The organism is Sphingopyxis sp. H115 (genome assembly GCF_001468465.1).
GTDB lineage: Bacteria > Pseudomonadota > Alphaproteobacteria > Sphingomonadales > Sphingomonadaceae > Sphingopyxis.
The window spans coordinates 142,723-168,087 of the sequence record NZ_LNSA01000002.1; the positions used below are offsets into that span (position 1 = coordinate 142,723).

Sequence of the window (25,365 nt, forward strand, 5' to 3'; positions counted from 1 at the left end):
TGTTTCGCCATGGCCAACGCCAATCCGACCCCGCTGATGCCGCACGCGACCGCCGCCTGGCTGGTCGACAACACCGGTCTGACCTTCGCCCAGATCGCCGAATATTGCGGCATTCACATCCTCGAAGTGCAGGCGATCGCCGACGAGACGGCCGCAACCAAATATACCGGCCGCGATCCCGTCCGCGCGCACGAGCTGTCGATGGACGAAATCGAAAAGGGCCAGAAGGACCCCAATTACAAGCTCAAGATGAGCGTGCAGGCGCAGGATACGATCCGCCGTACTCGCGGCCCGCGCTACACGCCGGTCAGCAAGCGCCAGGACAAGCCCGACGGCATCGCGTGGATCCTGAAGAACCATCCCGAAGTATCCGACGGCGCGATCGGCAAGCTGATCGGCACCACCCGCAACACCATCGGCGCGATCCGCGACCGCAGCCACTGGAACAGCGCGAACATCGTGCCCAAGGATCCGGTAACGCTCGGCCTCTGCTCGCAGCGCGAACTCGACGCGCTCGTCGCCAAGGCCGCGAAGAAGGCCGGGATCAAGGCGCCCGAGGACAGCCGGTTCGAGGGCGACCGCGAGGCGTTGCTCGAAGAACTGCGCGCCGAACGCACCGCCGCCGCCGAAGCACGTGCGGCCGAGGAAGCCGAAGCCGACGGCGAAGCCTGACGTCGTGGCGGCGGGGGGCGATGAGGATCATATCCCGGCGGCCAGCGGCTCGCCGGACGCCTCGCTGACCCAGGACGACAGTTTCACCGCGACGAGCCACGCGGGCCTGACCTATCCGTGGGGCGACGCGGCGCCGGGGACGGGCGAAACGATCCCCATCGCGAACGGGATCAGCTGGGCGCGCATCCCGATGCCGGGCTCGCTCGGCCATATCAACAGCTGGCTGCTCGACGACGCCGACGACCGGGGCGACGGTATCGCGGTGGTCGATACCGGCATCTGCCTGACGATGTGTTCCGACGCGTGGAAGGCGCTTTATGCCGGTGCGCTCGACGGCAAGCGCATTACGCGCGTCATCGGCACGCACCTGCATCCCGACCATATCGGCCTTGCCGGCTGGATCGCGAAGAAGCAGGGCGTGAAGCTCTGGATGACGCGCGGCGAGATGCTCACCGCCCGGGCGATCGTCGCCGATTCCTCCGACACTGCACCCGACGAGGTGCTCGCCCAGTCGCGCGCCGCGGGCTGGGACGAAGATGCGATCGAGGCACAGCGTTCGCGCGGCTGGAACATGTTCCAGCGCATGATTTTCGCCCTGCCGCGCTCCTATGTACGGATCCGCGACGGCGAGACGCTCGACATGGGGACGCACCGATGGCGCGTCGTGACCGGGTCGGGACATAGCCCCGAACATGCGTGCCTGTGGAACGAGCGCGAGGGCGTGCTCGTGTCGGGCGACCAGGTGCTGCCGCGGATCAGTTCGAACGTGTCGGTCAATATCACCGAACCCGACGCCGACCCGCTCGGCGAATGGCTGGCGTCGATCGACAAGCTGATCGCGACGATCCCCGCCGACGTGATCACCTGCCCCGCGCACGGCCAGCCGTTCCGTGGATTGCACGTCCGCCTGATGGCGCTGCGCGATGAGCATCGCATGCGTCTCTACAATCTGTCCGAAGCGATAGCGAAGGCGCCGATGCGCGCGGTCGACAGCTTTCCGATGCTGTTCAACCGGTCCATCGGTCCCGAGCAACTGGGCATGGCGACCGGCGAAGCGCTTGCGCATCTGAAGCGGCTGGAAGTCGAAGGACGGGTGAAGCGCGAGGACCGCGACGGCGTGTGGTGGTATCACGGCGTCGCATGACGGGGTGGCCGAAGGCGCGATTGGGGTGGAGAGTAAAGGTTCTTCTCTGTCGCCAGCCTAATCCGCACAAACAATATATCTCCGCGGATGAGGAAGCCCAGAAGCAGCGAGAGAGAGAACCGTTCTGGGCCTCCGCAACCGCGGAGACGTAAGATCAGGCCGCCGCCGCGACCAGTTCGGGCCCTGACGAATGCGCGGGCATGATCGCGTCGGCATAGTCGCTTTCATATTTCTTGATCAGCGCACGGTCGTCGTGGTTCCACGGGTGGAAACCGGGCATGAAATAGGAAAGCCAGGGGAAGAAGCTCTTGCGCAGCACACCCGGCGTGCCGAGCAGATACCACCAGATGCGCGCCGTGACACGCCAGCCGGTCAGACCGTCCTGTCGGAGCAGGGCCTTCATGCCCTTCACCCGCTTCGGCCAGAAGCGCGTCGTGACGAGCAGCATCATCAGCGACTTGGCGCGCCAGCGCTTGAAGCGGCTCCAGTCCTTCGTCGCGTGCAGCCAGGTGTCGTAGGCGACGCCCTTATGCTCGATTTCCTCGATCGCGTGCCATTTCCACAAGGCCGCCCATTCGGGCTCGGCGCCCGCATACATCTTGTCCTCGCGCAGCATCACCGCCGCCATCATCGCGGTATAATGTTCGAGCGCGATCGTCGCCATCAGGTTGACGATCTGCGGTCGCGTCTTGATCAGGTCGAGTACCTGGTTGACGTCATCCTCAAGCTCGGAGAGGTCGTAACCCGCTTCCGCAGCCTTCTTGTTAAAGACCACATGCTCGCGGCTGTGGATCACTTCCTGCTGGGTGAAAGCGCGGATTTCGCGGGCCAGCTTGTCGGGAACGCCGTCGCGATGCGCCTTCACCGCCTCGATGAACATCGCCTCGCCGCGCGGAAAGGTCACCGACAAGGCGGTGTGGAAAGCCGAGGCGATCGGGTCGCCGTTCAGCCACCAGCGGCCCTGCCGGTCGTCGCGGCCAAAGCGCATGTCGCGCGGAGTGATCGACAGATCGGCGGGCGTCGGCGACTGGGAAAGGCTGGACATATGGTGCTCACCGTCGGAAAGGGAAATCGGGCGTGGGGACGCCTGTGGGGCAAAGTTAGAGGTTACTTACAGTGGTGTCAATAGCAAAGAAGCGTCTGAGTCCGGAGGAGAGCCGGTCGGCCGCACTCGAAGCCGCGCGCCAGATCCTGATCGAAATGGGGCCGGCGGCCGTGACGCTGAAGGCCGTCGCGGCGCGGATCGACCGCACGCATGCGAACCTGCTGCATCATTTCGGCAGCGCTGCCGGGCTGCAAAAGGCGCTCGCCGCCTATCAGGCCGAGACGGTGTGCGAAACGATCGGCCGGAAAATGGCCGAATCGCCGCCGGGCGAACGCAATGTCCGCGAAATCGTCGATCTTGCCTTCGATGCCTTCAACAGTGGCGGCGCGGGCGCGCTCGCGACCTGGATGGCGGCGACGGGCAACGACGACGCGCTCGACCCGATCGTCGATGCGATCCACCGGCTGATCGACGGCATGGCGCCCGACGCGCACGAAAAACGGCTGATGCACGAAGATACGCTCGCGCTGGTGCTGATGGCATTGGGCGACGCGCAGCTTGGCGGACCGATGGCCGAGGCGCTGGGCCTGCCGCGCGACACCTCGCGCGTCCTTGCAACCGAACTGATCACCGGGCGGATCGCGAAATTCTGGTCCGAACATGGGGACAAGCCCGGCGCCTAAGCCGCTGGCAATTTTATTGCGCGCGCGCTAAGGCGCCGCCTTCCCTACTCCCGCTCGCATCGAGCAAAGTCGAGTTGCCTCTCGGCTTGACGCTGTGCTGCGGGGTGTCTCGACTTCGCTCGACACGAGCGGGTTTAGAGGTTTAGTTTCGCTTCCTCGCCGCTGAAGGCCCAGCCATGCATTTCCTCGACCAAGCCAAGATCTTCATCAAGTCCGGCGATGGCGGCCCCGGCGCCGTGTCGTTCCGGCGCGAGAAATATGTCGAATATGGCGGACCCGACGGCGGCAACGGCGGCAAGGGCGGCGATATCGTGTTCGAAGCGGTCGCAGGGCTCAACACGCTGATCGACTTTCGCTACACCCAGCATTTCAAGGCGAAGCGCGGCACCCCCGGCGCCGGCCGCGACCGCACCGGTGCGGGCGGCCCCGACCTCGTCATCCAGGTCCCGATCGGCACCCAGATCCTCGACGACGATGAGGATCGCAGCCTGCTCGCCGACCTCACCAAGGAAGGCGAACGGATCGTCTTCCTGCGCGGCGGCGACGGCGGCCGCGGCAATGCGAGCTACAAGACCTCGACCAACCGCGCGCCGCGCCAGCATGGGCCCGGTTGGCCGGGCGAGGAGATGTGGGTGTGGCTCCGCCTCAAGCTGCTCGCCGACGCGGGGCTCGTGGGCCTGCCCAACGCGGGCAAATCGACCTTCATCAATGCGGTGAGCAACGCGCAGGCCAAGGTCGGCGCCTATGCCTTCACCACCCTCCGCCCCCAGCTCGGCGTCGTCAGCCACAAGGGACATGAATTCGTCGTCGCCGACATTCCGGGGCTGATCGCGGGCGCGGCTGAAGGCGCCGGCGTCGGCGACCGCTTTCTCGGCCATATCGAGCGCTGCCGCGTGCTGCTCCACCTCGTCGACGCGAACGACGAGGATGTCGCGACCAGCTACCGTATCGTGCGCGACGAACTCGAAGCCTATGGCGCCGACCTCAACGACAAGCCGGTAATCGTGGCGCTCAACAAGACCGACACGCTCGACGACGAGTTGATCGCCGCCCTGTCGGCCGAGCTCGAGGAAGAGAGCGGGCATCCGGTGATGGCGCTGTCGGGCGCGAGCGGCGCGGGCGTGCCCGCAGTGCTCGACAAGCTGCTCGAGGCGATCGGCCATCCCGAACCCGGCGAGGACGAAAGCGACGAAGCCGCCGGCTGGTCGCCGGTCTAGGAACAAAAACCCGCCGCGGGGATTTCATGCGGAACAACAAGGATTTCCGCATGACCGACTATAGCAAATTCCCCGCCCTGTTCGTCCTCGCATGCGCGCTGGTATCCGGTCCGGCGCACGCACAGGAGGAGGATGCGGGGGGAACAAAGCGCACGCGCATCATCCTCGGCCCGCAACTGGCTCCGTCCTGGCCGGGCGCCGACAAATACAGCGTCGGCCCCTATATCGACGTCTCGCGCACCCGCGCGAGCGAGTTCGAGTTCGAGGCGCCCGACGAAAGCTTTGGCTCGCCGCTCGTCCATTCGGGCGATTTCGCCTTCGGGCCCGCCTTGGGCTTTATCGGCAAGCGCACCGCGTCCGACATCGGCGCCGACTTGCCCAAGGTCGGCTTTTCGATCGAAGCGGGCGGTTTCGCGCAAGCCTATCTGACGCCTTCGCTCCGCGTCCGCGTCGAAGGGCGCAAGGGCCTCAGCGGCCACAAGGGTTGGGTCGGCGAAGTGAGCGCCGACTATATCGCGCGCGAGGGCGACGACTGGCTCCTGTCGATTGGCCCGCGCGTCACGCTCGGCGACGCGAAATACACCCGCGCCTATTTCGGTGTCGCCCCCGCCGCCGCGCTTGCCTCCGGCCTTCCCGCCTATAATCCGGGCGGCGGGGTCCAGTCGGTCGGCGTCACGGCGGGTTACCACCGCATGATCGGCAAGAATTGGGGTGTCGCCGTTTATGGCCGCTACGACCGGCTCGTCGGCGACGCGGCGGATTCGCCGGTGGCGCGCCAATTGGGGTCGCGCAGCCAGCCATCGGGCGGCATCGCGCTCAGCTATACCTTCGGCGGCGACCGCTAACGCCCGCGCCGTCCGCTTTCGACCGGGAGTGGACATAAAGCCAAACCCAACCCGTTCGCATCGAGCGAAGTCGAGATGCCCATCGGGTCCGGCGTCGCGTCGATGGGTGTCTCGACTTCGCTCGGCACGAACGGGAAAAGCGGTTCGGCGGCTAACGACCGTTTGCCGCCGATAGAGATGTGAACCCTGGCGAAAGCCGGGGCCCGGCGCAAAAACGCAATCTGGGTATTGGGAGTCTGGGCCCCGGCTTTCGCCGGGGTTCGCGAGAGGCAGCTCCCCACCCCCCAAACCGACGTTCGCTCCCTCGCCTTTCCGCCGGGCTGGACGCGGCGCGTTTCGTCCCATATCGCTTTTCCGGTGGAGGGACCATGCAGCCACATATGACCGCGGCGGAAGTCACGCAGTTCGAACTGCAACTGGCGGGGCTCGGCTCGCTGCTCGAATTCGGTTGCGGCGGCAGCACTTTGGTCGCGGCGCGGCAGGTGCGGCGGATCGTCAGCGTCGACAGCGACCCCGGCTGGCTGGCGAAGGTCCAGGCCGAGGTGGCGCACGAAGTCGTCGAATTCACGCCGTTTCACGCCGATATCGGGCCGGTGGGCGAGTGGGGCTATCCCACCGACGAAGGCCGGATTCGCGACTGGCCGCGCTATCACACGCAAATCTGGCGCGGCCTCAATGGCAGTCCCGACGCGGTCCTGATCGACGGGCGTTTCCGCGTTGCCTGCCTGTTGCAGTCGATCGTCCACTGCAAACCCGACTGCATTTTCCTGTTCCACGATTTTCGCGACCGGCCACATTATCATGTCGTGCTGAAACATGCCGACATACTCGCGCGCGTCGACACGCTGGCGGTGCTGCGCGCCAAGCACGCCGTCGACGGCAAGGCAGTACTCCACGATCTGTTCGATCATTATCTGATCCCCGATTGACCCCGCGCGCAGGCTTGGGCACATCCGCGCCATGCCGAACATCGCCCCCGTCATCGAAACCGACCGCCTGCGTCTCCGCCCGGGACGTTTGGCCGACAAGGACACGCATATCGCGATGTGGGCCGATGCGCGCGTCACGCGGTTTATCGGCGGCGAGCCGCGTGCGCCCGACGTCAGCTGGGGCAAGTTCCTGAGTTCGGCCGGGCTGTGGCCGGTGATGGGATTCGGTTATTGGGTGTTTGCCGACCGCGCGAGCGACACGCTGATCGGCATGGGCGGCCTGTCCTATTTCGGCCGCGGCATCCCCGAACTCGAAGGGCGGCCCGAAGCGGGCTGGGCATTCGATGCCGACCATTGGGGCGCGGGCTACGCGACCGAGGCGATGCGCGCGGCGCTGGGCTGGGCCGACGCAAACCTCGACGCGGCGGAGGTGCGCTGCATCATCGACCCCGGCAATGATGCGTCGGAGCGCGTCGCGGCGAAGCTGGGGTTCGGGCGCATCGGCGACAGCGATGCGCTGGGGCATGTGGTGGCGATCTATTCGCGGCCCAAGGGCGGTTAGCCCCTGCCTCAATCCTATTGAAACAGGGTCTAGATCGGCTCTACCACCAGCACGCCGCCATCGGCGCTGACGACGCGGACTTTCGTTCCCTCGGCGACATCGGGACCGCGCACCGGCCATTCGCCGTCGCCGACCTTGGCACGGCCGCGGCCATCCTCGATCGCGTGGGTCACCGTCAGCACCTCGCCAACCAGGCGGCCGCCGCGTTGGTTGAGGTGCGGGTCGGTGGTGGTGATCGGGTTCGCCTTCAGCCAGCGGCGACCGCCATAGAGCGCGACGAACGACAATATGGCAAAGATGCCAAGCTGTAACGGGACGCTGAGCGGCACGATCCACGCGATGACGCCGGTGACGACCGCCGCGGCGCCGATCCAGATGAGGAAGAAGCCCGGCGCGACGATCTCGGCCGCGGCGAGCAGCACGCCGAGCGACAGCCACGCCCAATGCGGTTCCATGTTGCCGAGCCAGTCGGGCATGTCAGGCGCCTCCCTTGCGTTCGAGCGCGTCCTTGGCGAGTTCGCCGATGCCGCCCAAGGTTCCGATCAGCTGCGTCGCCTCGACCGGGAAGAGGATCGTCTTGCTGTTCGGGCTGGTCGCGAACTGGCTCACCGCCTCGACATATTTCTGCGCGATGAAGTAATTGATCGCCTGTGCATTGCCGCTCGCGATCGCATCGGACACCATCTGCGTCGCCTTGGCTTCGGCTTCGGCTTCGCGCTCGCGCGCTTCGGCGTCGCGGAAGGCGGCTTCGCGGCGACCCTCGGCCTGCAGGATCTGGCCCTGCTTCTCGCCCTCGGCGCGCAGGATCTCGGATGCCCGCATCCCTTCGGCCTCGAGGATGTTGGCGCGCTTTTCGCGCTCGGCCTTCATCTGCCGCGCCATCGCGTTGGAGATGTCGGCGGGCGGGCGGATGTCCTTGATCTCCACGCGCGTGATCTTGACGCCCCACGGCGTCGTCGCATCGTCGACGACATGGAGCAGGCGAAGGTTGATCTCGTCGCGCTTCGACAAGGTTTCGTCAAGGTCCATCGAGCCCATGACGGTGCGCAGGTTCGTTGTCGTCAGGTTCATGATCGACAGATACAGGTCGCTGACCTCATAGGCCGCTTTGGCGGCGTCGAGCACCTGAAAGAAGACCACCCCGTCGACCGCGACCATCGCATTGTCCTTGGTGATGATTTCCTGCCCCGGAATGTCGAGCACCTGCTCCATCACATTCACCTTGCGCCCAACGCGGTCGAAGATCGGCATGATGAAGTTGAGGCCCGGCTGCGCGGTGTGCGTGTAGCGGCCGAAGCGTTCGATCGTATAGGCATAGCCCTGCCGCACCGGCGTCAGCGCCCAGATCAGGAACACCAGCGCCAGAACCACCATTGCGATTGCGAATTCCATCGATCATCCCCTCTTGCAATTGCGACGTTGCAAACCCGCCTTCCTTATTGCGGCAACGGCGCGGCTGCGCCACAGAAAAGCGCATGACCGATTTTGCCCCCCGCTCGCTGCTCTATGTCCCGGGATCGAATGCCCGCGCGCTCGAAAAGGCCGCGGGTCTTGCGGCCGACATGCTGATTATCGACCTCGAGGATGCGGTGCCTGCCGATCGCAAGGCCGACGCGCGCGCGGCGATGCGCGCGGCGGTGATCGCGGGCTTTCCGGGCAAGCGCGTCGCGGTGCGGATCAATGGCACCGGCAGCGAACACCAGGCGGCGGATATCAATGCCGTCGCGGGGCTGCCGCTGGGCGCCGTCGTGCTGCCCAAGGTCGATGCCGTCGCCGACCTTGAACGCGCGCGCGGCCTCGGCCTGCCGATTCTGGCGATGATCGAGACGCCCGCAGCGATCTACGCCGCGCGCGATATCGCCGCCGATCCGGCGGTGGTCGGTCTGATCGCGGGACTCAACGACCTGGCGTATGAATTGAAGTTGCCCGACGGCATGGATCGCGGTGCGATGGGCCACGCGATCCAGGCGATTGTGCTCGCGGCGCGTGCGGGCGGCGTCTGGGCATTCGACGGTGTCTATAACGCCATCGACGATGCCGTGGGCTTCGCGGCCGAAGCGGCGGAAGGGCGGCGGCTCGGCTTCGACGGCAAGACGTTGATCCACCCGTCGCAGGTGGGTCCGTGCAACGCCGCCTTCGCGCCATCGGCGCACGCGATCGCGGCGGCCGAGGCACTGGTCGCGGCCGCGACCGGCGGCGCGCAGCGGCACGAGGGGCGGATGATCGAGGATATGCACGTCGCGGCGGCACGGGCGCTGCTGGCGCGAGCAGCGCACTAACGGATGATATCGGGGAGGCCGGCCGGTCGTTCGTCGTTCGACGAACAGCCTTGCCGGAACAAGGCGGAAATGCCATGCGGCGCGTCCATGAGACATAGTTCCTTCCGCGCCGCGATCGCGGCGGTCGCCCTGCTTTCCGTCACGCCTGCCGTTTCGGCCGCGCCCACCAAGGGCGATGCACCAGTCACCGAAGCCGACCTTGCCGCGCATATGAAAATCCTGGCCGGCGACGCGTTCGAAGGCCGTGCGCCGGGAACCGAGGGCGAGGACCGCACCATCGCCTATATCGTCGGCGAATGGGCGAAGGCCGGGCTCGAAGCCGTACCGGGCAGCGCAACGCCATGGTTGCAGCCCGTACCGTTCGTCGAGACACAGGCGCTTGGCGGAACGGCGAAATTTACGGTGCAGGGCCGCAATCTTGCGCTCGCCAACGACGGCATCGTCCTGACCGGACGCGACGCGTCGGTATCGCTCGTGGGAGTGCCGGCGGTGTTCGTCGGCTATGGTGTCGACGGGGCGGGACAGGTGAACGCCGACGTCAAGGGCAAGCTCGCGATCATGATGTTCGACAATGCGCCCTTTGGCGACAAATTGCCGCGCTACCGCGAACGGCGCCAACTGCTCGCCGATGCGGGCGCGAGCGCAGTGCTCGTGATCGCGACCGACGCCGTGCCGTGGGACGCGCTGCGCGAAAGCGTCGGCAGCAAGGTCATGCGACTGGCCAGCGCCAAGTCGGGCGCGCCGGTCAGCGGCTTCCTTTCGCCCGAAGCTGCCGATGCGTTGCTCAAGGCGTCGGGGCAGGACGGAGCCGCTCTGCGCGAGGCCGCCAAGTCGCCCGATTACAAGGGCGCCACGCTGCCGGTAACTGTCGACTTTACCGCGCAATCGGCGATACGCCCCTTTGCCAGCCACAATATCGTCGCCAAGCTTCCCGGCGCGAAACCCGATGGCAAGGCGATACTGTTCCTCGGCCACTGGGATCATCTGGGCATCTGCGCGCCCGAGGGCGAGGCCGACCGCATCTGCAACGGCGCGGTCGACAATGCGAGCGGGATCGCGGTGCTGATCGAAGTCGCGAAGCGGCTGGGGCGGGGCGCACGTCCCGATCGCGACATCTATTTTCTCGCGACGACCGCGGAAGAGAAGGGATTGCTGGGGGCGCATTATTTCGCCGACCATCCAGCCGTACCGCTGTCTGACATCACCGTTGCGCTCAACGTCGACACGATCGCGATCTCGCCCCGCGGCACGCCGGTGGCGACGATCGGCCGCGGCAAGCCCGCCTATGACGCCGTTGTGCGCGAGGCGGCGACCAAGCTCGGCCGCACGCTCGACGACGATGGCGAAGCCGATGCCTTCATCCAGCGGCAGGACGGCTGGGCGCTCGGCGCCAAGGGCGTGACGTCGCTGATGGTGGGCGGCAGCTTTTCGGACATGAAGCTGCTCGAAGCCTTCCTCGGCAGCGACTATCACCGGCCGGCGGACGAATTCTCCGACAAGATCCCGCTGGGCGGCGCGGCCGAGGATGCCGATTTGCACGTCGCGCTCGGCAGGGCGTTCGCCGACACCAAGCGGTGGCCGGGCAAGTAGCCGATGTCGGATCGGGGGTGGTGAGTGGACGTCGGTTCCGCCCCCTCGTCATTCCCGCGAATGCGGGAACCCAGTGGCTACGCTGGCTCGCTGGGTTCCCGCTTTCGAGGGAATGACGAAGAAAGGGAATGGCAACTAACGGTCGTCAGCCGCCGTTCTTGTCGCAGGCTTGGAAAGACCAGATCGCCGTTAAATCAAGCCGCCTGTTTCGCGCGATCCGCCATTTCCTGATTGAGCATTTCGGCGAGCAGGAAAGCAAGCTCGAGGCTCTGGCCGGCATTTAGGCGCGGGTCGCAATGCGTGTGGTAACGGTCGGCGAGGTCCATCTGCGTCACGTCCATCGCGCCGCCGGTGCATTCGGTGACATTCTGGCCGGTCATCTCGATATGGATACCGCCGCCATGCGTGCCCTCGGCGCGGTGGACGGCGAAGAAGCCGCGCACTTCGGCCAGGATACGCTCGAACGGCCGCGTCTTGTACCCGGTCGAGGTCTTGATGACATTGCCGTGCATCGGGTCGCACGACCAGACGACGGGGTGGCCCGATTCCTTCACCGCGCGCACCAGCTTGGGCAGATGCGCCTCGATCTTGTCGTGGCCGTAACGCGTGATCAGCGTCATGCGCCCCGCGACATGATTGGGGTTGAGCGTGTCGAGCAGGCGTAGCAGAACGTCGGGCTCGAGGCTGGGGCCGCATTTCATGCCGACCGGATTGCCGATACCGCGCAGATATTCGATGTGCGCCGAGCCTTCGAAACGGGTGCGGTCGCCGACCCACAGGAAATGCCCCGACGTGTCGTACCAGCCGCCGGTCAGGCTGTCCTGCCGGGTGAGCGCCTGTTCATAGGGAAGCAGTAGCGCTTCGTGGCTGGTGTAGAAGCTGGTGCCCTTGATCTGCGGGACCGTTTCGGGCGTCACGCCGCACGCTTCCATGAAGGCGAGCGCTTCGGAGATCCGTGCTGCGGTTTCCTGATATTTCTTCGCCCACGGGCTCCGGTCCATGAAATCATGCGTCCAGGCGTTGACCTGGTGCAAATTCGCATAGCCGCCGTTCGCGAAGGCGCGCAGCAGGTTCAGCGTCGCCGCCGACTGGTTATACGCCTTGACCATGCGCTGCGGGTCGGGCTCGCGGCCGGCTTCCTCGAACGCGATGTCGTTGATGATGTCGCCGCGATAGCTCGGGAGCTCGACGCCGTTCACATCTTCCATGTCCGCCGAGCGCGGCTTGGCGAACTGGCCCGCCATGCGGCCGAGCTTCACCACGGGCATCTTCGACGCAAAGGTCAGCACGACCGCCATCTGGAGCAGCACGCGGAAGGTGTCGCGAATATTGTTCGGATGAAATTCGGCAAAGCTTTCGGCGCAGTCGCCGCCCTGCAGCAGGAACGCCTTGCCTTCGGCAACCTTGCCGAGTTCGGCGGTCAGGTCGCGCGCCTCACCGGCAAACACCAGCGGCGGATAATTGCTGAGCTCGCGCTCCGCCGCCGCGAGCGCATCGGCGTCGCGATAGGTGGGGAGTTGGCGGGCTTCGTGCGAGCGCCAGCTATGCGGTTGCCAATTTTTCGTCATCTGCCTGTCTTTTCGCGTTCGAATCGAGCGCCACATGGCGCCTATGCCGCGCGGAAGCAATGTTTCCGGCACGATCAATCGGGAAAATTAGCATTATCGTGACGTTTGCGCACCTATGCTTTTCTTGGACCCCAAAAACTGATAGTTTGTTACAAGCTTTTGAAACGGCGGTAGGGGCGCGATCAAGGCATTGAGCTATCGGTAACGTTATACATCCGCGGCCCGATTTGGGGCCCCGACGTGAAGCGATTGGCTATGGCGAATTTCGATTCCGCATGGTTCATTTATGGGGTGCTGCTGTTGCTGCTGGCGACGAGCTTCGTCGTGCGCATCGATTATGTCCGCATCGGCCTTGCCGCCGCCGCGCTCGTCGCGTTGCCGCTCGTCCTGTTCCGCGAGCCCGATGTCGGCTACGGCATGCTGGTGCTCGCCATCCTGGTCGTCAACATCGGGATCTTGACCCGGCTGTGGCTGCATGGGACCAAGGTCCGCTTTTCGGCGGAGGAAGAGGAGCTGCGCCGCCAGCATTTCGGGCGGCTCGGTGCCCTAGCGGCGCGCGGCCTCATCGATCAGGGGCACTGGATTTCGGCAAAGCGCGGCGAAGTACTGATCCGCGAGAACCAGGCCGCGCCCAGCCTTTTCTACCTCGCCGAAGGGCTCGCTTCGGTCCAGCGCGACGGCGCCGAGATCGCGCGTCTGTCGGACGGCGCGTTGATCGGCGAAGCGACCGTGCTCGACGGCACCCATGCGACCGGCACGGTGGTGCTGGGCAGCAACGCGCGGCTGTGGTTCGTCCCGGCGGCGGCGCTGCGCGCTTATCTGGCCGCCAATCCCGACCTCGCCGGGGCGCTCCACGAAGGCTTTGCGCGCGCGCTGCGCGGCAAGCTGGCGAGCGCGAACACGCGGATCGCCGAGCGGCCCCTTGTTTCGAAGGCGGCGCCCGCACCTGACGCCTCGAATATGTAATCGCGTCCTGCTAATCTTCCGGCATGACGCTGATTCTCTATGGCATTCCGAATTGCGACACGGTGAAAAAGGCGCGCCGCTGGCTCGACGAGCGGGACGTGGCGTACCTCTTTCATGATTTCCGCAAGGACGGGCTCGACCCTGTCCGGCTCCAGGGCTGGATCGATACGCTGGGCTGGGAAAAGCTGCTCAACAAGGCCGGCACGACCTTCCGCAAGCTGCCCGATGCGCAAAAAAACAGCCTCGACGCCGCTTCGGCCAAGGCGCTGATGCTCGAGCAGCCGGCGATGATCCGGCGGCCGGTGGTCGAAGCGGCGAGCGGCGTCAGTGTCGGTTTTTCGGCCGACGACTGGCAGGCGCGCTTTGCGAAATGATGCGGCGTTTCACGGCGCTGCTCGCCCTGATGCTCACCGCCGGCTGCGCGGCTGAGCCCGTGACCGCGCAGGCAACCCTCGACGGCCAGCCGCCGATCGTCATCGCGCATCGCGGCGCGTCGGGCGAGCGGCCCGAACATACGTTGGCAAGCTACAGGCTCGCGATCGAACTGGGCGCCGATTATATCGAGCCCGACCTTGTCCTGACCAAGGACGGCATCCTCGTCGCGCGGCACGAAAACGAGATTTCCGAAACCACCGATGTTGCGAACCGCCCGGAATTTGCCGATCGCAGGACGAGCAAGACCATCGACGGGCAAAAGGTCACCGGCTGGTTTACCGAGGATTTCACGCTGGCCGAGCTCAAGACGCTGCGCGCGCGCGAGCGATTGCCCAAACTGCGCAGCACCGATTACGACGGGCAATATGATATCCCGACGTTCGAGGAAATCCTGACCTTCCTTGCCGAAACGAACAAGGGGCGCGAGCGGGCCGTCGGCGTCTATCCCGAAACCAAGCATCCCGCCTATTTCGCGTCGATCGGCCTGCCGCACGAGGGGCCGCTGCTCGCGATGCTCAACCGCTTCGGTTACCGGGGACGCGCGGCGCCGGTGTTCATCCAGAGTTTCGAAGTCGGCAATCTGAAGGCGCTGCGCGCAAAGAGCGACCTGCCCCTGATCCAGTTGATGGATGGAGAGGGGGGTCCGGCCGACACGCCGGGCACCAGCTATGCCGCGATGGCGTCGCCCGCGGGCCTTGCGGCCGTCGCCGCCTATGCCGACGGTATCGGGCCGTACAAGGAAATGGTCATCCCGCGCGGCGCGCTGGGCCGCCTCGGCGATCCGACGGACCTGGTGCGCGACGCGCATGCCGCGGGGCTGAAGGTCCATCCCTGGACCTTTCGCCGCGAAAATTATTTCCTGCCGCTCGGCGTCAAGGGCGGCATCAATCCCGCAGGCCACGGCGATCTGGCGGCGGAAATCGACGCCTATCTGAAGACCGGTATCGACGGGCTGTTCAGCGACAATCCGCGTGAAGCGGTGCCGGCGGTGAAGGCGCGAGCCGGCGGCTGACCTGCCATCGCGGTGGATGGAGGGGTCGCCACGCGGCGGCTAACGACCGAATACGGACACTGTCGCGGCGTCGAGGTCATGGGCCCCGGATCAAGTCCGGGGTGACGAGGGGGCGGAACCGACGGCAGCTTCCCACCTCTAATCCGACGCCTGAAAAAAGGTCTTTCCTACAATATCGGGCTATGCCAGCCTTCATCCCGGCTCTTTCATCCGGTAGATAAAAGCGGTTTTGGCAGGTTTGCGCACGCGATCGCGGTTGGGTGCGTCCCGCACCCCTGCGGCGTCAAATCGGGCAGCGCACAAGGCTGACCTTTACTGAACTTTGGACAGGTCACAGGGGGTGGCAGCGAACCACCCCTAAGCCGCCATCGAACCCAGCTCCCCAAAAATGCTGTCCTACAATATCCCGCGCGCATAGCGTTCGCCGGCCATGCCAGCCTCTTGCCGTTTCCCTTCGACCCTCACGTCTGACATCGCGGCCCGCGATGGATATCGAAACGAGGGGGGCGTGGCGTGACCTTTGTGACCTTCCGAATAGAATTTGGTGATGGAGCCTGCTTCGGACATTCGCATTGGCGGGGCGCTCGCATCGCGCTATCGGCGGCGCCATGAGCCTGTTTCCGCCTGCCTCCTGCCCCCGGCTGATCGTCAAGATCGGATCGGCCTTGCTCGTCGATCCGTCGGGGGCGGTACGGCGCGACTGGCTCACCGGCATTGCCACCGACATCGCCGAACGCGCGCGCGCGGGACAGCAGGTGGCGGTCGTGTCGTCGGGGGCGATCGCGCTCGGCGCGCGGCGGCTCGGTTTGGCAAAGGGCGGACGCGGCACGCTCGAAGATGCGCAGGCCGCCGCCGCGACGGGGCAGATCGCGCTGAGCCAGGTGTGGGCCGAGGTGCTCGGCGCCGAGGGGGTGACCGCGGCGCAAATGCTCGTGACGCTGGGCGACCTCGAGCATCGCCGCCGTTATCTCAACGCCGCCGCGACGCTGGACCGGCTGCTCAGCCTCGGCGTCGTGCCGATTATCAACGAGAATGACAGCGTCGCGACCGAAGAAATCCGCTTTGGCGACAACGACCGCCTCGCCGCGCGCGTCGCGCAGGCGGCCGGGGCGGGCGGGGTGATCCTGCTGTCCGACATCGACGGGCTTTACGACCGCAACCCGGCGCAGGAGGGCGCGGTCCATATCGCGCGCATCGAGCGGATCGACGCGGCGATCGAGGCGATGGCCGACACCGGCTCGGCGTCGGGCATGGGATCGGGCGGCATGGTCTCGAAAATCGCGGCGGCGCGCATTGCCAATGCCGCGGGCGCGCATCTTGCCATCGCATCGGGGCGGGTCGACCGGCCGCTGTCGATCGAAGCGCGGCACAGCCTGTTCGTCGCCGAAAAGGGCGCGAGCGCCCGCAAGGCCTGGCTCGCCGGCGGGCTGACCGCGAAGGGCCGGGTCGAGATCGACGCGGGGGCGGCCAAGGCGCTGCAAGGCGGCGCAAGCCTCCTCGCCGCGGGCGTAACCGCGGTAAGCGGCAGTTTCGCCCGCGGCGACATTCTCGACATCGCCGGTCCCGACGGGCGCGTCATCGCGCGCGGCCTTTCCGAATATCCGGGCGCCGACGCCGCAAACATCGTCGGCCTCGGCCGTGACGCCCAAGAGGCGGCGCTCGGCTATGCCCCCCGCAGCGCAATGGTCCACCGCGACCATATGGTCCTTCTATGAAGCCCGTCCTTGCGATGACCGGCGCGACCGGGTTCGTGGGTGGGGCGACAATGCGCGATGCGGTCGCGGCGGGCTGGCAGGTCCGCGCGCTCACCCGCCGTCCGCAACCGGAGCGCGACGGCGTAACGTGGGTCGCCGGGGCGCTCGACCGGACCGAAAGCCTCGCCGAGATGGCAGCGGGCGCCGACGTCGTCATGCACATCGCGGGCGTCGTCAACGTCCCCACCCGCGCCGCCTTCGAGGCCGGCAATGCCACCGCGACCGCGCATGTCGTCGATGCGGCGCGCCAGGCCGGCGTGACGCGCTTCGTCCACGTCTCTTCGCTCGCCGCGCGCGAGCCCGCCATTTCCAACTATGGCTGGTCGAAGGAACGCGCCGAGGCCATCGTCAAAGACAGCGGGCTCGACTGGACGATCGTGCGTCCGCCCGCCGTCTTCGGCCCCGGCGACACCGAGATGCTCGACCTGTTTCGCATGGCGCGGCGCGGCATCGCACTGGTCCCCAATGGGCGCATGTCCGCGATTTACGTCGACGAACTCGCGCGATTGCTCGTCGCGCTGGCCGCCGACGACCGCATCAGCATCGGCCAGATCTACGAACCCGACGACGGCAAGCCCGCCGGCTGGTCGCATCGCGGCTTTGCCCGCGCAGTCGCGCGCGCAGTCGGACAGCAACGCCTGTCGACACTCGCAACCCCTGCCCTTTTGCTGAAGGCGGGCGGCCGTCTCGACACGCTGGTGCGCCGTGGCCGCGCCAAGCTGACCCCCGACCGCGCACGCTATATCGCGCATCCCGACTGGGTCGCGACCGAGGGGAAATGTCCGCCGGCCGAACTCTGGCGCCCCGAAATGGGCACCGACGAGGCGCTGGCCGAAACCGTGCGCTGGTACCAGCGCGAAGGCTGGTTGTAACATCGGCAAGCGCCCTCTTTCCGAAGCGAAGGGAAGCAAAACGCCATTCGCCCCCTCCCCGTCGCCCGCCCGTCGAAGCGTGCATTGCCAAGGGCGAGGCGTGTCCCTAGATTCGCGCGTATGAACGACACGACCGCGAACACGCCCAACGACCCCGCCGGCCCCTGGGCCATCCCCGTCCGCCGCCCGCTGCCCGACGGCGACCGGCCCCGACCGACCACCAGCTTTCCGCGCAAGGTCTGGAACCTGCTGGTCGCGATCAAGGATGGGCTCGCGCTCATTTTCCTGCTGCTCTTCTTCGTCCTGCTCTTCGGCCTGCTTTCCGGCCGCCCCAATGCCGGCCTGCCGGTCAACGAAGGCGCGCTGCTGATCGAACTTGACGGCATCGTCAGCGAACAGCCTGCCGAAGTCGATACGCTCGCGGCGCTGTCGGGCGGCGCGCAGCTCAAGGAAGTCCGCGTCCGCGACGTCGTACACGCGCTCGAGGTTGCCGCCGACGACAAGCGCGTGACCTCGGTCGTGCTCGATCTCGATCGCTTCCTTGGCGGCGGGCAGGTCTCGCTCGCCGAAATCGGCGGGGCGATCGACAAGGTGCGCGCGAAGAAAAAGCCGGTTCTGGCCTTTGCCACCGCCTACACCACCGACAGCTATCAGGTCGCGTCGCACGCCAGCGAAATCTGGGCCGACAGCATCGGCGGCGTTGCCATTGCCGGCCCCGGCGGGTCGCGCCTCTATTACAAGGGATTGATGGACCGGCTCGGCGTCACCGCGCATATCTACCGCGTCGGCACCTTCAAGAGCGCTGTCGAACCCTTCCTGCGTAGCGACCAGTCGCCCGAAGCGAAGGAAGCCAATCTCGCTTACGCCAGCGTGTTGTGGGACAACTGGCTGACCGACGTCAAAAGGGCGCGCCCTGCCGCCAAGCTCGACGCCTTCATCGCCGACACGGCGGGCGCCGTACAAGCCGCGGGGAACGACCTGTCGAAAGCCTCGCTCGACGCCGGACTGGTCGACAAGCTCGGCAGCCGCATGGCGTTCAACACGCGCGTCGCCGAAATCAGCGGCGCTGCCGACGACAGCAGGCCGTGGGAATATAATGCGATCCCGCTCGAAAACTGGGTCGCGGCCAATCCGCCGAAGGAAAAGGGCAGCGCGATCGCAGTCGTTCCCGTCGTCGGCGAAATCGTCGACGGCGAGGCGCCGACCGGCCTCGCGGGCGGCGAGACCGTCGCGCAGCATATCCTCGACGCTGCCGCAGACAGCAGCATCAAGGCGATCGTCCTGCGCGTCGACTCGCCGGGCGGATCGGTACTCGCGTCCGAAGAAATCCGGCAGGCTTTGCTTGCCGCCAAGGCAAAGAAGCTGCCGATCGTCGTCTCGATGGCGAATGTCGCGGCGTCAGGCGGCTATTGGGTCTCTACCCCCGCCGACCGCATCTTTGCCGAGCCCGAGACGATCACCGGGTCGATCGGCGTATTCGGCATCTTGCCGAGTTTCGATCAGGCGCTCGCCAAGATCGGCGTCAATGCCGACGGCATCGCGACAACGCCGCTGTCGGGCCAGCCCGACGTGTTCGGCGGGGTTAACGACGAGTTCAACGCGCTGGCGCAGGCGAGCGTCGAGGACATTTATGCGCGCTTCACCGGCCTCGTCGCGAAAAGCCGCAAGCAGCCGATCGAAAAGGTCCGCACGATCGCCGAGGGCCGCGTGTGGGCGGGCGGCACCGCGCGCCAGATCGGCCTTGTCGACCAGTTCGGCGGGCTGCCCGACGCGATGAAAGCGGCGGCCAAACTCGCCAAGGTCGACGGCGATTTCCACCCCAAATATTTCGAGGACGAGCCGAGCGAATTTTCGAAGATGCTCGCGAGTTGGTCGGGCGCCGAGAAGGAAACTGCGGCGCTTCCGCGCGGCTGGTTCGGCATCGCGGCGATGAACCGCCAGCTGACCGAACGGCGCCTTATGCAGGACCTGACGATGCTGACGCAGGCCGGATCGGTGCAGGCCGCATGCCTCGACTGTCGCGCCTACCTCCCCGCCGTCCCGCGTCCGGGCAAGGCCGAGGCAAAGGGCTTCCTCGCGACGCTGGCGCTGTTCCTCAAATAAGTCAGGCGGTGACGGCGACCGCCCTCGCGTGCTCTGCCACAGCATCGGCCAGCGTATCGACCAGCGCGAGGGGAAGGTCGTGACCCATGCCGGGGATCGTCAGCAGCCGCGCACCCACGATATTGTCCGCCGTATCGCGCCCGCCAGGGAGCGGAACCAGCGGGTCGTCCTCACCGTGGATGACGAGCGTCGGGGCCTTGATGTCCTTCAGCATCGGACGCCGGTCGCCATCGGCGACGATCGCCGCCATCTGCCGCGCGACGCCCTGCGGATACCAGCCGCGTTCGAAATCGGCGCGCACGCGGCGCTGCAACCGCTCCTCGGCGGACGGATAGCCCGGACTGCCGATCACACGCGCCGCATTGACCGAATAGGCGATGAGCGCTTCCTTGTCGCCGTTCATCGGCCGGTTGGCGAGCACGCGCATCGCCTCTTTCTGCGCGCGCGGCAGGCGGCGGTTGCCGGTGGTCGACATTACCGAGGTCAGCGACAGCACGCGCCCCGGATAGCGCGCCGCGATATGCTGCGAAATCATCCCCCCCATCGACACGCCAACGATATGCGCGCGGTCGATTCCAAGGTGGTCGAGCAGGCCGATGCCGTCGGCTGCCATGTCGGCGAGCGTGTAGGCGGGGCGCACCGGCAAGCCGATCACCGACTTGACGATCATCCATTTTACATTGGGAATGCCCGCCGCCTCGAAACGCGTCGACAGGCCGACGTCGCGATTGTCGTAGCGGATCGTGCGAAAGCCGCGGTCGTTGAGCGCATCGACGAATTCGTCGGGCCAGAGCGTCAATTGCCCGCCGAGACCCATGACCAGTAATATGACGGGGCCATCGCGCGGCCCCTTGTCCTCATAGGTGATGCTGATGCCGTTTACGCTTGCCTGCTCGGTCTGCATGAAAATCCTTCGGTTCGAAAAATCTAGCTCGCCGTCGCGGGCTTATAGTGCGTAGCGTCCGAGGTAAATTCGGCGCGGCCATATTCGGCGAGCTGCCGCTCGATCCGGTGGACGAGGCGCCGGTCGGCCAGATGGCGGATAATGGGCAGCCGCGACGCGACGCGGTACGCCGCCATCCGTCCCGCGATGCCGAGCATCGTAGCGCCATAGATGAGGTGATCGCGGCGCCGCACCGGCACGCCGACAGTGGCGGCGCGCTCCTCGTCGCCGGCGAGGAAGGCCTTGACGAAGAAGACGCGGCTCACCGAATATTCGAGACGGCGCTTGACCTGTCCCTTGGGCGAGCGGTCCTTCGACAGCTCGGCATCCATCGTCGCGCGCAGGAGCCCGCCGCAAACCTGATCATCATATTCGTAGCGGAGCGTCGCGCTGCGCGTGCGCCAGATGCGGACGATCTCCTGCGGCGTGTCGGCGAGCAGGTCCTCGGGCAGTCCAAGCAGATAGCAGCGGTAGCGCGCGAGTTCGACGCGGCCGCGTTCGAGGCGTGTGAAGCTCGTCCGGCCCTTCGCCAGCACCTCCTGCGACAGGAAATATACGGGGATCAGCCCCGCAGGCATCTGGTCGAGCTGCGGGATCGGCGTGCCATAGGTTTCGGCGTCCCACATGCCGGGGCGCGAGAGAACATTGATGCGCACCATCGAGTGCATCAACCGCACCATCGCCGCCGCCTTGAAACCCGGGCCATAGCGGTCGAGCGCGCCCGGCAGCGCGGTCGTGGCAAAGAAGGTCGCGGTTTCCTTGACCCGCCGCGCCGCGGTCGCGTGGCCAAGCGTGCCGGTAAGCGCCATCGGCAACGCCGAATATTTGTTGAGGAAGGTCGCGATAAAGGCGCCGCGGATCAGGAAGGGTGACAGGTTGGCGGTCGCATTACGCTCATAGGCGGCGCCTTCCTCGACCAGCTCCATGTCGAGCCAGTCGGGCTTCTGCTCCATCTCGCGGATCAGTGCGACGAGTTCCGGCGGTGCGTCCTCGACCGTCTCGATCCCCTTGTCGCACGCGTCGACAAGCATCGCGACGGTGCGCTGAAAGCCGTAGCGCGGCATCAGCGCGGCATAGGCGTCACCCGTGCGGTCGCCGAGCATTGTATATTCGCGGATACGGGCGAGCAGGTCGGGGTCGCCCAGATAGTCGGCGCGGTCGATGCTGCGGACGCGGCTCAATTCGCTCACGGCGTCGGTTTCGGGCGCCCAGCGCTCGGGCGCCTTGTCGAAATTGAAACCGCCGAACAGCTCCGGCAAGGCGTCCGCCTGCTCACGTACCCGGCGGGCAATAGTGCTGACATCGCTGTTCATAAGGCGAAATTGCCACAGTTTCGTGATTTGGCAAGCCTATTGCCCGCGATAGGTCGGCAGCGCGAGCGACCAGTGGATTGCCGCGCCGCGCAGGATGAAACCCGCGACTGCTCCGACGACAGCCGCGATCGGAGTCCCCGTCCCGAGCCATTGCAGCAACAAGAACAACCCCGACGCGAGCGCCGCGGCGGTGACATAGATTTCGGGCCGCACGATGATCGAGGGAACGCCGGCAAGGACATCGCGGATCGTGCCGCCGACACACCCTGTGATGACGCCCATCAGCAGCGCAGGCGCGGGCGGCACACCCCACGCCAGTGCCTTGGCGGTACCGAACACGGCGTAGGCGGCAAGACCGACTGCGTCGGCCCATTCGAGCAATTGCCCCTGCCACCAGCGTTCGGGCGTGAGCCAGACGACGAGCGCGATCGCGATGCACACCGCGGCGATCGCGCCGTCCTGCACCCAGAAGACAGGCGCGCCGATCAAGAGGTCGCGCACGCTGCCGCCGCCGACGCCGGTCACCAGCGCAAAGAAGGCGGCGGTCACCAGCGTCTGGCGCAGCCGTACCGCCATCAATGCGCCGGAGAGCGCGAAGACACCGATGCCGATCAGGTCGAGCAGGCGGACGATCAGCGCATTGTCGAGTTCGAACAAGGCCGGAGCCTATTTCGCCGCCGGGCGCACACCGCCGACGATCGACAGGACGATAGCGGTCACAGCGCCCCGGATCGCGGGCTCAGCTTCGGGCGCGAAGAAGGGTGAATGGTTCGTCGGCGCGGGTTCGCCCTTTGCCTTCAGATCGGCGAGCACGGCGGGATCGTAACCGCCGATGCCAAAGAAGAGCGAGGGCACCCCCGCATCGACGAATTCGGAATAATCTTCGCTGCCCGACATCGGCGTCGCGCTTTCAGGCGCGAAGACCAGTCCTTTGCCGAAAGCTGGCGTCAGCGCCGCGACCGCAGCCTTGGCCATCACGGGGTCGTTCGTCATGATGCCCGTCCCGCCGAGATAGCGGATCGTGGGCTCGGGCGCCCCGCCCATCGCAGCGGCTGACTTGGCGACGCGCGCGGTGCCGTCCTGAAGCAACTTTCGCACGTCGGGAGATTGTGAGCGCAGGTTGACCTTCACCTCCGCGCTGTCGGGGATGATGTTGGGGGCGCTGCCCGCATTGATCGCACCAATCGTCAGCACGCCGAACGCGGCCGGGTCCTTCTCGCGGCTGATCACGACCTGCGTATCGGTGACGAAGCGCGCGGCGATCGGGATCGGGTCGATCGTCGCCGCGGGCATCGAGCCATGGCCGCCGCGGCCGTGGAAGGTGATCGAATAGCTGTCCGATGCCGACGACGAAGCCCCCGCCTTGATCGCGACGACGCCGGCCGGAAGATTGGTGACATGCGCAGCAAAACCGTAGTCGGGTTTCGGGAAGCGCGTGAACAAGCCATCGTCGAGCATCGCGCGCGCGCCGATGAGCGGTTCCTCGGCGGGCTGGCCGATCAGCATGACGGTGCCCGACCAGCTATCGCGCATCGCATTCAAGGCCTGCGCGACGCCGACCAGATAGGCGACATGCGTGTCGTGGCCGCACGCGTGCATCACCGGCACATCCTTGCCCTCATAGGTCGCGCGCGCCCTGCTCGCCCAGGCAAGCCCGGTCTTTTCCTCCATCGGCAGTGCGTCCATGTCGGCGCGCACGAGGATCGTCGGCCCCTCGCCATTTTTGAGGATCGCGACGACGCCGGTGCCGCCGACCTTCTCGGTCACGGCAAAGCCCGCTGCGCGCAGATGCGCCGCCAGGATACCCGCAGTGCGGACCTCCTGCATCCCGAGTTCGGGATGCAGATGCAGGTCCTTGTAGATATCTTCCAAGGCGGGGTAATTCTTGTCGAGCAGTGCGGTCAGCCGTGCGTTGGCGGCCGTTATATCGGGCGCCGCCTGTGCGCCGGACGCGATGAGGGAGAGGGCCAGCGAAGCCGCTCCCCAGAGCCAATGCTTCGCCATGATACTCTCCCCCATTTGTTCGTCAGACGTGGATCGGCTTGCCCGTCACCGCCATTGCGGCTTCCTTGATCGCCTCGCTATGCGTCGGGTGCGCATGGCAGGTGTAGGCGATGTCTTCGGACGTCGCGCCGAATTCCATCGCCTGCGCGGCCTGCGCGATCATCGTGCCCGCGACGCTCGCGATACACCAGACGCCGAGCACGCGGTCGGTCTTGGCATCGGCGATAACTTTCACGAAGCCATCGGGCTCGTGATTGGTCTTGGCGCGGCTGTTCGCGAGCATCGGGAACTTGCCGACCTTGACCTCGCCCTTTTCCTTCGCTGCCTCTTCGGTCAGGCCCACGCCCGCGATTTCGGGCCAAGTATAGACAACCGATGGGATGACGTCGTGATTCACGATGCCCGTCAGCCCGGCAATATTTTCGGCGCAAGCGATGCCTTCGTCCTCGGCCTTGTGCGCGAGCATCGGGCCGGGGACCACGTCGCCGATCGCCCAGATGCCAGGAACCTGCGTCGCGAAATCATGGTCGGTTTCGATCTGGCCGCGCTGGTTGACCGCGAGGCCGGCCTTGTCGAGGCCGAGACCATCGGTGTTCGGGCGTCGGCCGATCGACACGAGAACGACATCGGCTTCGAGCGTTTCAGCATCGCCGCCGGCAGCGGATTCGAGCGTCAGCACCGCCTTCTTGCCCTTGACGTCGGCCTTGGTCACCTTGGTCTTGAGCTTGAATTCGATGCCCTGCTTCTTGAAGATCTTGTTCGCTTCCTTGCGGACGTCGCCGTCCATGCCGGGCAGGATCTGGTCGAGGAACTCGACGACAGTGACCTTGGCGCCGAGGCGGCGCCACACGCTGCCGAGTTCGAGCCCGATCACGCCCCCGCCGATCACGACCATATGGCCGGGAACCTTCGCGAGTTCGAGCGCGCCGGTCGAATCGACGATGATCTGCTTGTCGTTATCGACTTCGACGCCGGGAAGGGGGGTCACCGACGATCCGGTCGCGATAATGATATTCTTGGCGCGATAGGTCTTGCCGGCGACTTCGACGCTGTCGTTCGACGTGAACTGCGCATAGCCCTTCAGCCAGTCGACCTTGTTCTTCTTGAACAGGAATTCGATGCCGCCGGTCAGACCCTTCACCGCGTCCTTGCGCTGGCCGTGCATGGTGCCGAGGTCGAGTTCGGGCTTTACCTTGATGCCCATCGCCGCCATCGCGCCGCCCGCAGCCGCCTCGAAATATTCGGACGCGTGGAGCATCGCCTTCGACGGGATGCAGCCCACGTTGAGGCAGGTGCCCCCCAGCGTCGCGCGCCCTTCGGCGCACGCGGTCTTGAGGCCCAGCTGCGCCGCGCGGATCGCCGCGACATAACCGCCGGGGCCGGCACCGATAACAAGGACGTCGTAGTCGTAATCAGCCATTTATCGTTC

24 protein-coding genes are annotated in these 25,365 nt (G+C 66.1%); 15 read left to right on the top strand and 9 right to left on the bottom strand.

Going from position 1 to position 25,365, the window contains the following annotated elements; all coding sequences use genetic code 11:
* The first annotated feature begins 36 nt into the window (after nt 1-36).
* Nucleotides 37-672: a DUF1013 domain-containing protein gene (locus ATE71_RS02355; RefSeq protein ID WP_058801949.1), complete on the top strand. Its 636-nt coding sequence runs from the start codon at nt 37-39 to the stop codon at nt 670-672.
* The gene (locus ATE71_RS02360) at nt 635-1,816 is read left to right on the top strand and encodes an MBL fold metallo-hydrolase (RefSeq protein WP_235587871.1); all 1,182 of its coding nucleotides are present in this window, start codon (nt 635-637) and stop codon (nt 1,814-1,816) included. Before ATE71_RS02355 ends, ATE71_RS02360 begins: the two co-directional genes overlap by 38 nt.
* 154 nt (nt 1,817-1,970) lie before the next feature.
* On the opposite strand, the gene ATE71_RS02365 is transcribed toward ATE71_RS02360, so the two are convergent.
* On the bottom strand, nt 1,971-2,861 hold the full coding sequence (locus ATE71_RS02365) for a metal-dependent hydrolase (RefSeq protein ID WP_058801836.1): 891 nt from the start codon (nt 2,859-2,861) through the stop codon (nt 1,971-1,973).
* 74 nt (nt 2,862-2,935) lie between these two features.
* Between ATE71_RS02365 and ATE71_RS02370 the strand changes: the two genes are divergently transcribed.
* The 5 genes from ATE71_RS02370 to ATE71_RS02390 all read left to right on the top strand — a co-directional run bounded on the left by ATE71_RS02370 (nt 2,936) and on the right by ATE71_RS02390 (nt 7,097).
* Complete coding sequence (locus ATE71_RS02370; RefSeq protein ID WP_058801951.1) at nt 2,936-3,544, top strand: TetR/AcrR family transcriptional regulator; 609 nt, start codon at nt 2,936-2,938, stop codon at nt 3,542-3,544.
* Between the two features lie 176 nt (nt 3,545-3,720).
* Nucleotides 3,721-4,761 (top strand): GTPase ObgE, encoded by a 1,041-nt coding sequence (obgE, locus tag ATE71_RS02375; protein WP_058801837.1) that lies wholly within the window; start codon nt 3,721-3,723, stop codon nt 4,759-4,761.
* 50 nt (nt 4,762-4,811) lie between these two features.
* Nucleotides 4,812-5,606, top strand: a complete 795-nt coding sequence (locus ATE71_RS02380; RefSeq protein WP_160327997.1) for a MipA/OmpV family protein — start codon at nt 4,812-4,814, stop codon at nt 5,604-5,606.
* A gap of 380 nt (nt 5,607-5,986) precedes the next feature.
* Nucleotides 5,987-6,535: a hypothetical protein gene (locus ATE71_RS02385; RefSeq protein ID WP_235587872.1), complete on the top strand. Its 549-nt coding sequence runs from the start codon at nt 5,987-5,989 to the stop codon at nt 6,533-6,535.
* 31 nt (nt 6,536-6,566) lie between these two features.
* Complete coding sequence (locus tag ATE71_RS02390) at nt 6,567-7,097, top strand: GNAT family N-acetyltransferase (RefSeq protein ID WP_058801843.1); 531 nt, start codon at nt 6,567-6,569, stop codon at nt 7,095-7,097.
* Nucleotides 7,098-7,126: 29 nt separating this feature from the next.
* Here ATE71_RS02390 and ATE71_RS02395 read toward each other — a convergent pair whose 3' ends face one another.
* Together ATE71_RS02395 and ATE71_RS02400 are read right to left on the bottom strand one after the other, a co-directional pair.
* The gene (locus tag ATE71_RS02395; RefSeq protein ID WP_058801844.1) at nt 7,127-7,573 is read right to left on the bottom strand and encodes an NfeD family protein; all 447 of its coding nucleotides are present in this window, start codon (nt 7,571-7,573) and stop codon (nt 7,127-7,129) included.
* A 1-nt stretch (nt 7,574) separates the two neighbouring features.
* Nucleotides 7,575-8,489: an SPFH domain-containing protein gene (locus ATE71_RS02400; protein WP_058801845.1), complete on the bottom strand. Its 915-nt coding sequence runs from the start codon at nt 8,487-8,489 to the stop codon at nt 7,575-7,577.
* A gap of 83 nt (nt 8,490-8,572) precedes the next feature.
* Between ATE71_RS02400 and ATE71_RS02405 the strand changes: the two genes are divergently transcribed.
* Both ATE71_RS02405 and ATE71_RS02410 read left to right on the top strand, forming a co-directional pair.
* Nucleotides 8,573-9,376 (top strand): HpcH/HpaI aldolase/citrate lyase family protein, encoded by an 804-nt coding sequence (locus ATE71_RS02405; protein WP_058801846.1) that lies wholly within the window; start codon nt 8,573-8,575, stop codon nt 9,374-9,376.
* A gap of 87 nt (nt 9,377-9,463) precedes the next feature.
* A complete protein-coding gene (locus tag ATE71_RS02410) occupies nt 9,464-10,966 on the top strand; it encodes a M28 family peptidase (RefSeq protein ID WP_235587873.1) in 1,503 nt (500 codons plus the stop codon).
* Between the two features lie 194 nt (nt 10,967-11,160).
* Here the strand turns inward: ATE71_RS02410 and ATE71_RS02415 are convergent, their stop codons facing one another.
* A complete protein-coding gene (locus ATE71_RS02415; protein WP_058801848.1) occupies nt 11,161-12,534 on the bottom strand; it encodes a class II 3-deoxy-7-phosphoheptulonate synthase in 1,374 nt (457 codons plus the stop codon).
* A 255-nt stretch (nt 12,535-12,789) separates the two neighbouring features.
* Here ATE71_RS02415 and ATE71_RS02420 point away from each other — a divergent pair, with 255 nt between their 5' ends.
* The 6 genes from ATE71_RS02420 (at nt 12,790) to sppA (ending at nt 19,676) form a co-directional block, all read left to right on the top strand.
* Entirely contained in the window at nt 12,790-13,500 is a 711-nt protein-coding gene (locus ATE71_RS02420; protein WP_058801849.1) for a Crp/Fnr family transcriptional regulator, read from the top strand.
* Nucleotides 13,501-13,523: 23 nt separating this feature from the next.
* Nucleotides 13,524-13,874 carry an ArsC family reductase gene (locus tag ATE71_RS02425; protein ID WP_082665034.1) on the top strand — a complete coding sequence of 117 codons (351 nt, stop codon included), beginning with the start codon at nt 13,524-13,526 and terminating at the stop codon, nt 13,872-13,874.
* On the top strand, nt 13,871-14,947 hold the full coding sequence (locus tag ATE71_RS02430; protein ID WP_058801850.1) for a glycerophosphodiester phosphodiesterase: 1,077 nt from the start codon (nt 13,871-13,873) through the stop codon (nt 14,945-14,947). The genes ATE71_RS02425 and ATE71_RS02430 overlap by 4 nt, the downstream gene beginning before the upstream one ends.
* Before the next feature lie 608 nt (nt 14,948-15,555).
* Nucleotides 15,556-16,662, top strand: coding sequence for a glutamate 5-kinase (gene proB, locus ATE71_RS02435; RefSeq protein WP_058801953.1), 1,107 nt, complete (start codon nt 15,556-15,558; stop codon nt 16,660-16,662).
* Nucleotides 16,659-17,573 carry an NAD(P)H-binding protein gene (locus ATE71_RS02440; protein WP_235587874.1) on the top strand — a complete coding sequence of 305 codons (915 nt, stop codon included), beginning with the start codon at nt 16,659-16,661 and terminating at the stop codon, nt 17,571-17,573. The genes proB and ATE71_RS02440 overlap by 4 nt, the downstream gene beginning before the upstream one ends.
* A gap of 120 nt (nt 17,574-17,693) precedes the next feature.
* On the top strand, nt 17,694-19,676 hold the full coding sequence (sppA, locus tag ATE71_RS02445; RefSeq protein WP_082665035.1) for a signal peptide peptidase SppA: 1,983 nt from the start codon (nt 17,694-17,696) through the stop codon (nt 19,674-19,676).
* Nucleotide 19,677: 1 nt separating this feature from the next.
* Here the strand turns inward: sppA and ATE71_RS02450 are convergent, their stop codons facing one another.
* From ATE71_RS02450 to lpdA, 5 genes are read right to left on the bottom strand one after another with little or no spacing between them, the layout of a single operon-like run.
* Nucleotides 19,678-20,580 carry an alpha/beta fold hydrolase gene (locus tag ATE71_RS02450; RefSeq protein WP_058801851.1) on the bottom strand — a complete coding sequence of 301 codons (903 nt, stop codon included), beginning with the start codon at nt 20,578-20,580 and terminating at the stop codon, nt 19,678-19,680.
* Nucleotides 20,581-20,603: 23 nt separating this feature from the next.
* Entirely contained in the window at nt 20,604-21,932 is a 1,329-nt protein-coding gene (locus ATE71_RS02455; RefSeq protein WP_058801852.1) for an oxygenase MpaB family protein, read from the bottom strand.
* Nucleotides 21,933-21,968: 36 nt separating this feature from the next.
* A complete protein-coding gene (locus ATE71_RS02460) occupies nt 21,969-22,589 on the bottom strand; it encodes a trimeric intracellular cation channel family protein (protein WP_268801402.1) in 621 nt (206 codons plus the stop codon).
* Between the two features lie 9 nt (nt 22,590-22,598).
* Nucleotides 22,599-23,936, bottom strand: coding sequence for an amidohydrolase (locus tag ATE71_RS02465; protein ID WP_058801853.1), 1,338 nt, complete (start codon nt 23,934-23,936; stop codon nt 22,599-22,601).
* A 22-nt stretch (nt 23,937-23,958) separates the two neighbouring features.
* Nucleotides 23,959-25,356 (bottom strand): dihydrolipoyl dehydrogenase, encoded by a 1,398-nt coding sequence (gene lpdA / locus ATE71_RS02470; protein WP_058801854.1) that lies wholly within the window; start codon nt 25,354-25,356, stop codon nt 23,959-23,961.
* Between the last annotated feature and the right edge of the window lie 9 nt (nt 25,357-25,365).

Bases quoted from the DNA above. Each gene is read 5' to 3' on its own strand.
- ATE71_RS02380 (WP_160327997.1), top strand. From the start codon at position 4,812: ATGACCGACTATAGCAAATTCCCCGCCCTGTTCGTCCTCGCATGCGCG.
- ATE71_RS02405 (WP_058801846.1), top strand. From the start codon at position 8,573: ATGACCGATTTTGCCCCCCGCTCGCTGCTCTATGTCCCGGGATCGAAT.
- ATE71_RS02395 (WP_058801844.1), bottom strand. From the start codon at position 7,573: ATGCCCGACTGGCTCGGCAACATGGAACCGCATTGGGCGTGGCTGTCG.
- sppA (WP_082665035.1), top strand. From the start codon at position 17,694: ATGAACGACACGACCGCGAACACGCCCAACGACCCCGCCGGCCCCTGG.
- lpdA (WP_058801854.1), bottom strand. From the start codon at position 25,356: ATGGCTGATTACGACTACGACGTCCTTGTTATCGGTGCCGGCCCCGGC.
- ATE71_RS02410 (WP_235587873.1), top strand. From the start codon at position 9,464: ATGAGACATAGTTCCTTCCGCGCCGCGATCGCGGCGGTCGCCCTGCTT.
- ATE71_RS02455 (WP_058801852.1), bottom strand. From the start codon at position 21,932: ATGAACAGCGATGTCAGCACTATTGCCCGCCGGGTACGTGAGCAGGCG.
- ATE71_RS02355 (WP_058801949.1), top strand. From the start codon at position 37: ATGCCGCACGCGACCGCCGCCTGGCTGGTCGACAACACCGGTCTGACC.
- ATE71_RS02365 (WP_058801836.1), bottom strand. From the start codon at position 2,861: ATGTCCAGCCTTTCCCAGTCGCCGACGCCCGCCGATCTGTCGATCACT.
- ATE71_RS02430 (WP_058801850.1), top strand. From the start codon at position 13,871: ATGATGCGGCGTTTCACGGCGCTGCTCGCCCTGATGCTCACCGCCGGC.
- ATE71_RS02440 (WP_235587874.1), top strand. From the start codon at position 16,659: ATGAAGCCCGTCCTTGCGATGACCGGCGCGACCGGGTTCGTGGGTGGG.
- ATE71_RS02425 (WP_082665034.1), top strand. From the start codon at position 13,524: ATGACGCTGATTCTCTATGGCATTCCGAATTGCGACACGGTGAAAAAG.
- ATE71_RS02385 (WP_235587872.1), top strand. From the start codon at position 5,987: ATGACCGCGGCGGAAGTCACGCAGTTCGAACTGCAACTGGCGGGGCTC.
- obgE (WP_058801837.1), top strand. From the start codon at position 3,721: ATGCATTTCCTCGACCAAGCCAAGATCTTCATCAAGTCCGGCGATGGC.
- ATE71_RS02465 (WP_058801853.1), bottom strand. From the start codon at position 23,936: ATGGCGAAGCATTGGCTCTGGGGAGCGGCTTCGCTGGCCCTCTCCCTC.
- ATE71_RS02390 (WP_058801843.1), top strand. From the start codon at position 6,567: ATGCCGAACATCGCCCCCGTCATCGAAACCGACCGCCTGCGTCTCCGC.
- ATE71_RS02400 (WP_058801845.1), bottom strand. From the start codon at position 8,489: ATGGAATTCGCAATCGCAATGGTGGTTCTGGCGCTGGTGTTCCTGATC.
- ATE71_RS02450 (WP_058801851.1), bottom strand. From the start codon at position 20,580: ATGCAGACCGAGCAGGCAAGCGTAAACGGCATCAGCATCACCTATGAG.
- proB (WP_058801953.1), top strand. From the start codon at position 15,556: ATGAGCCTGTTTCCGCCTGCCTCCTGCCCCCGGCTGATCGTCAAGATC.
- ATE71_RS02420 (WP_058801849.1), top strand. From the start codon at position 12,790: ATGGCGAATTTCGATTCCGCATGGTTCATTTATGGGGTGCTGCTGTTG.
- ATE71_RS02415 (WP_058801848.1), bottom strand. From the start codon at position 12,534: ATGACGAAAAATTGGCAACCGCATAGCTGGCGCTCGCACGAAGCCCGC.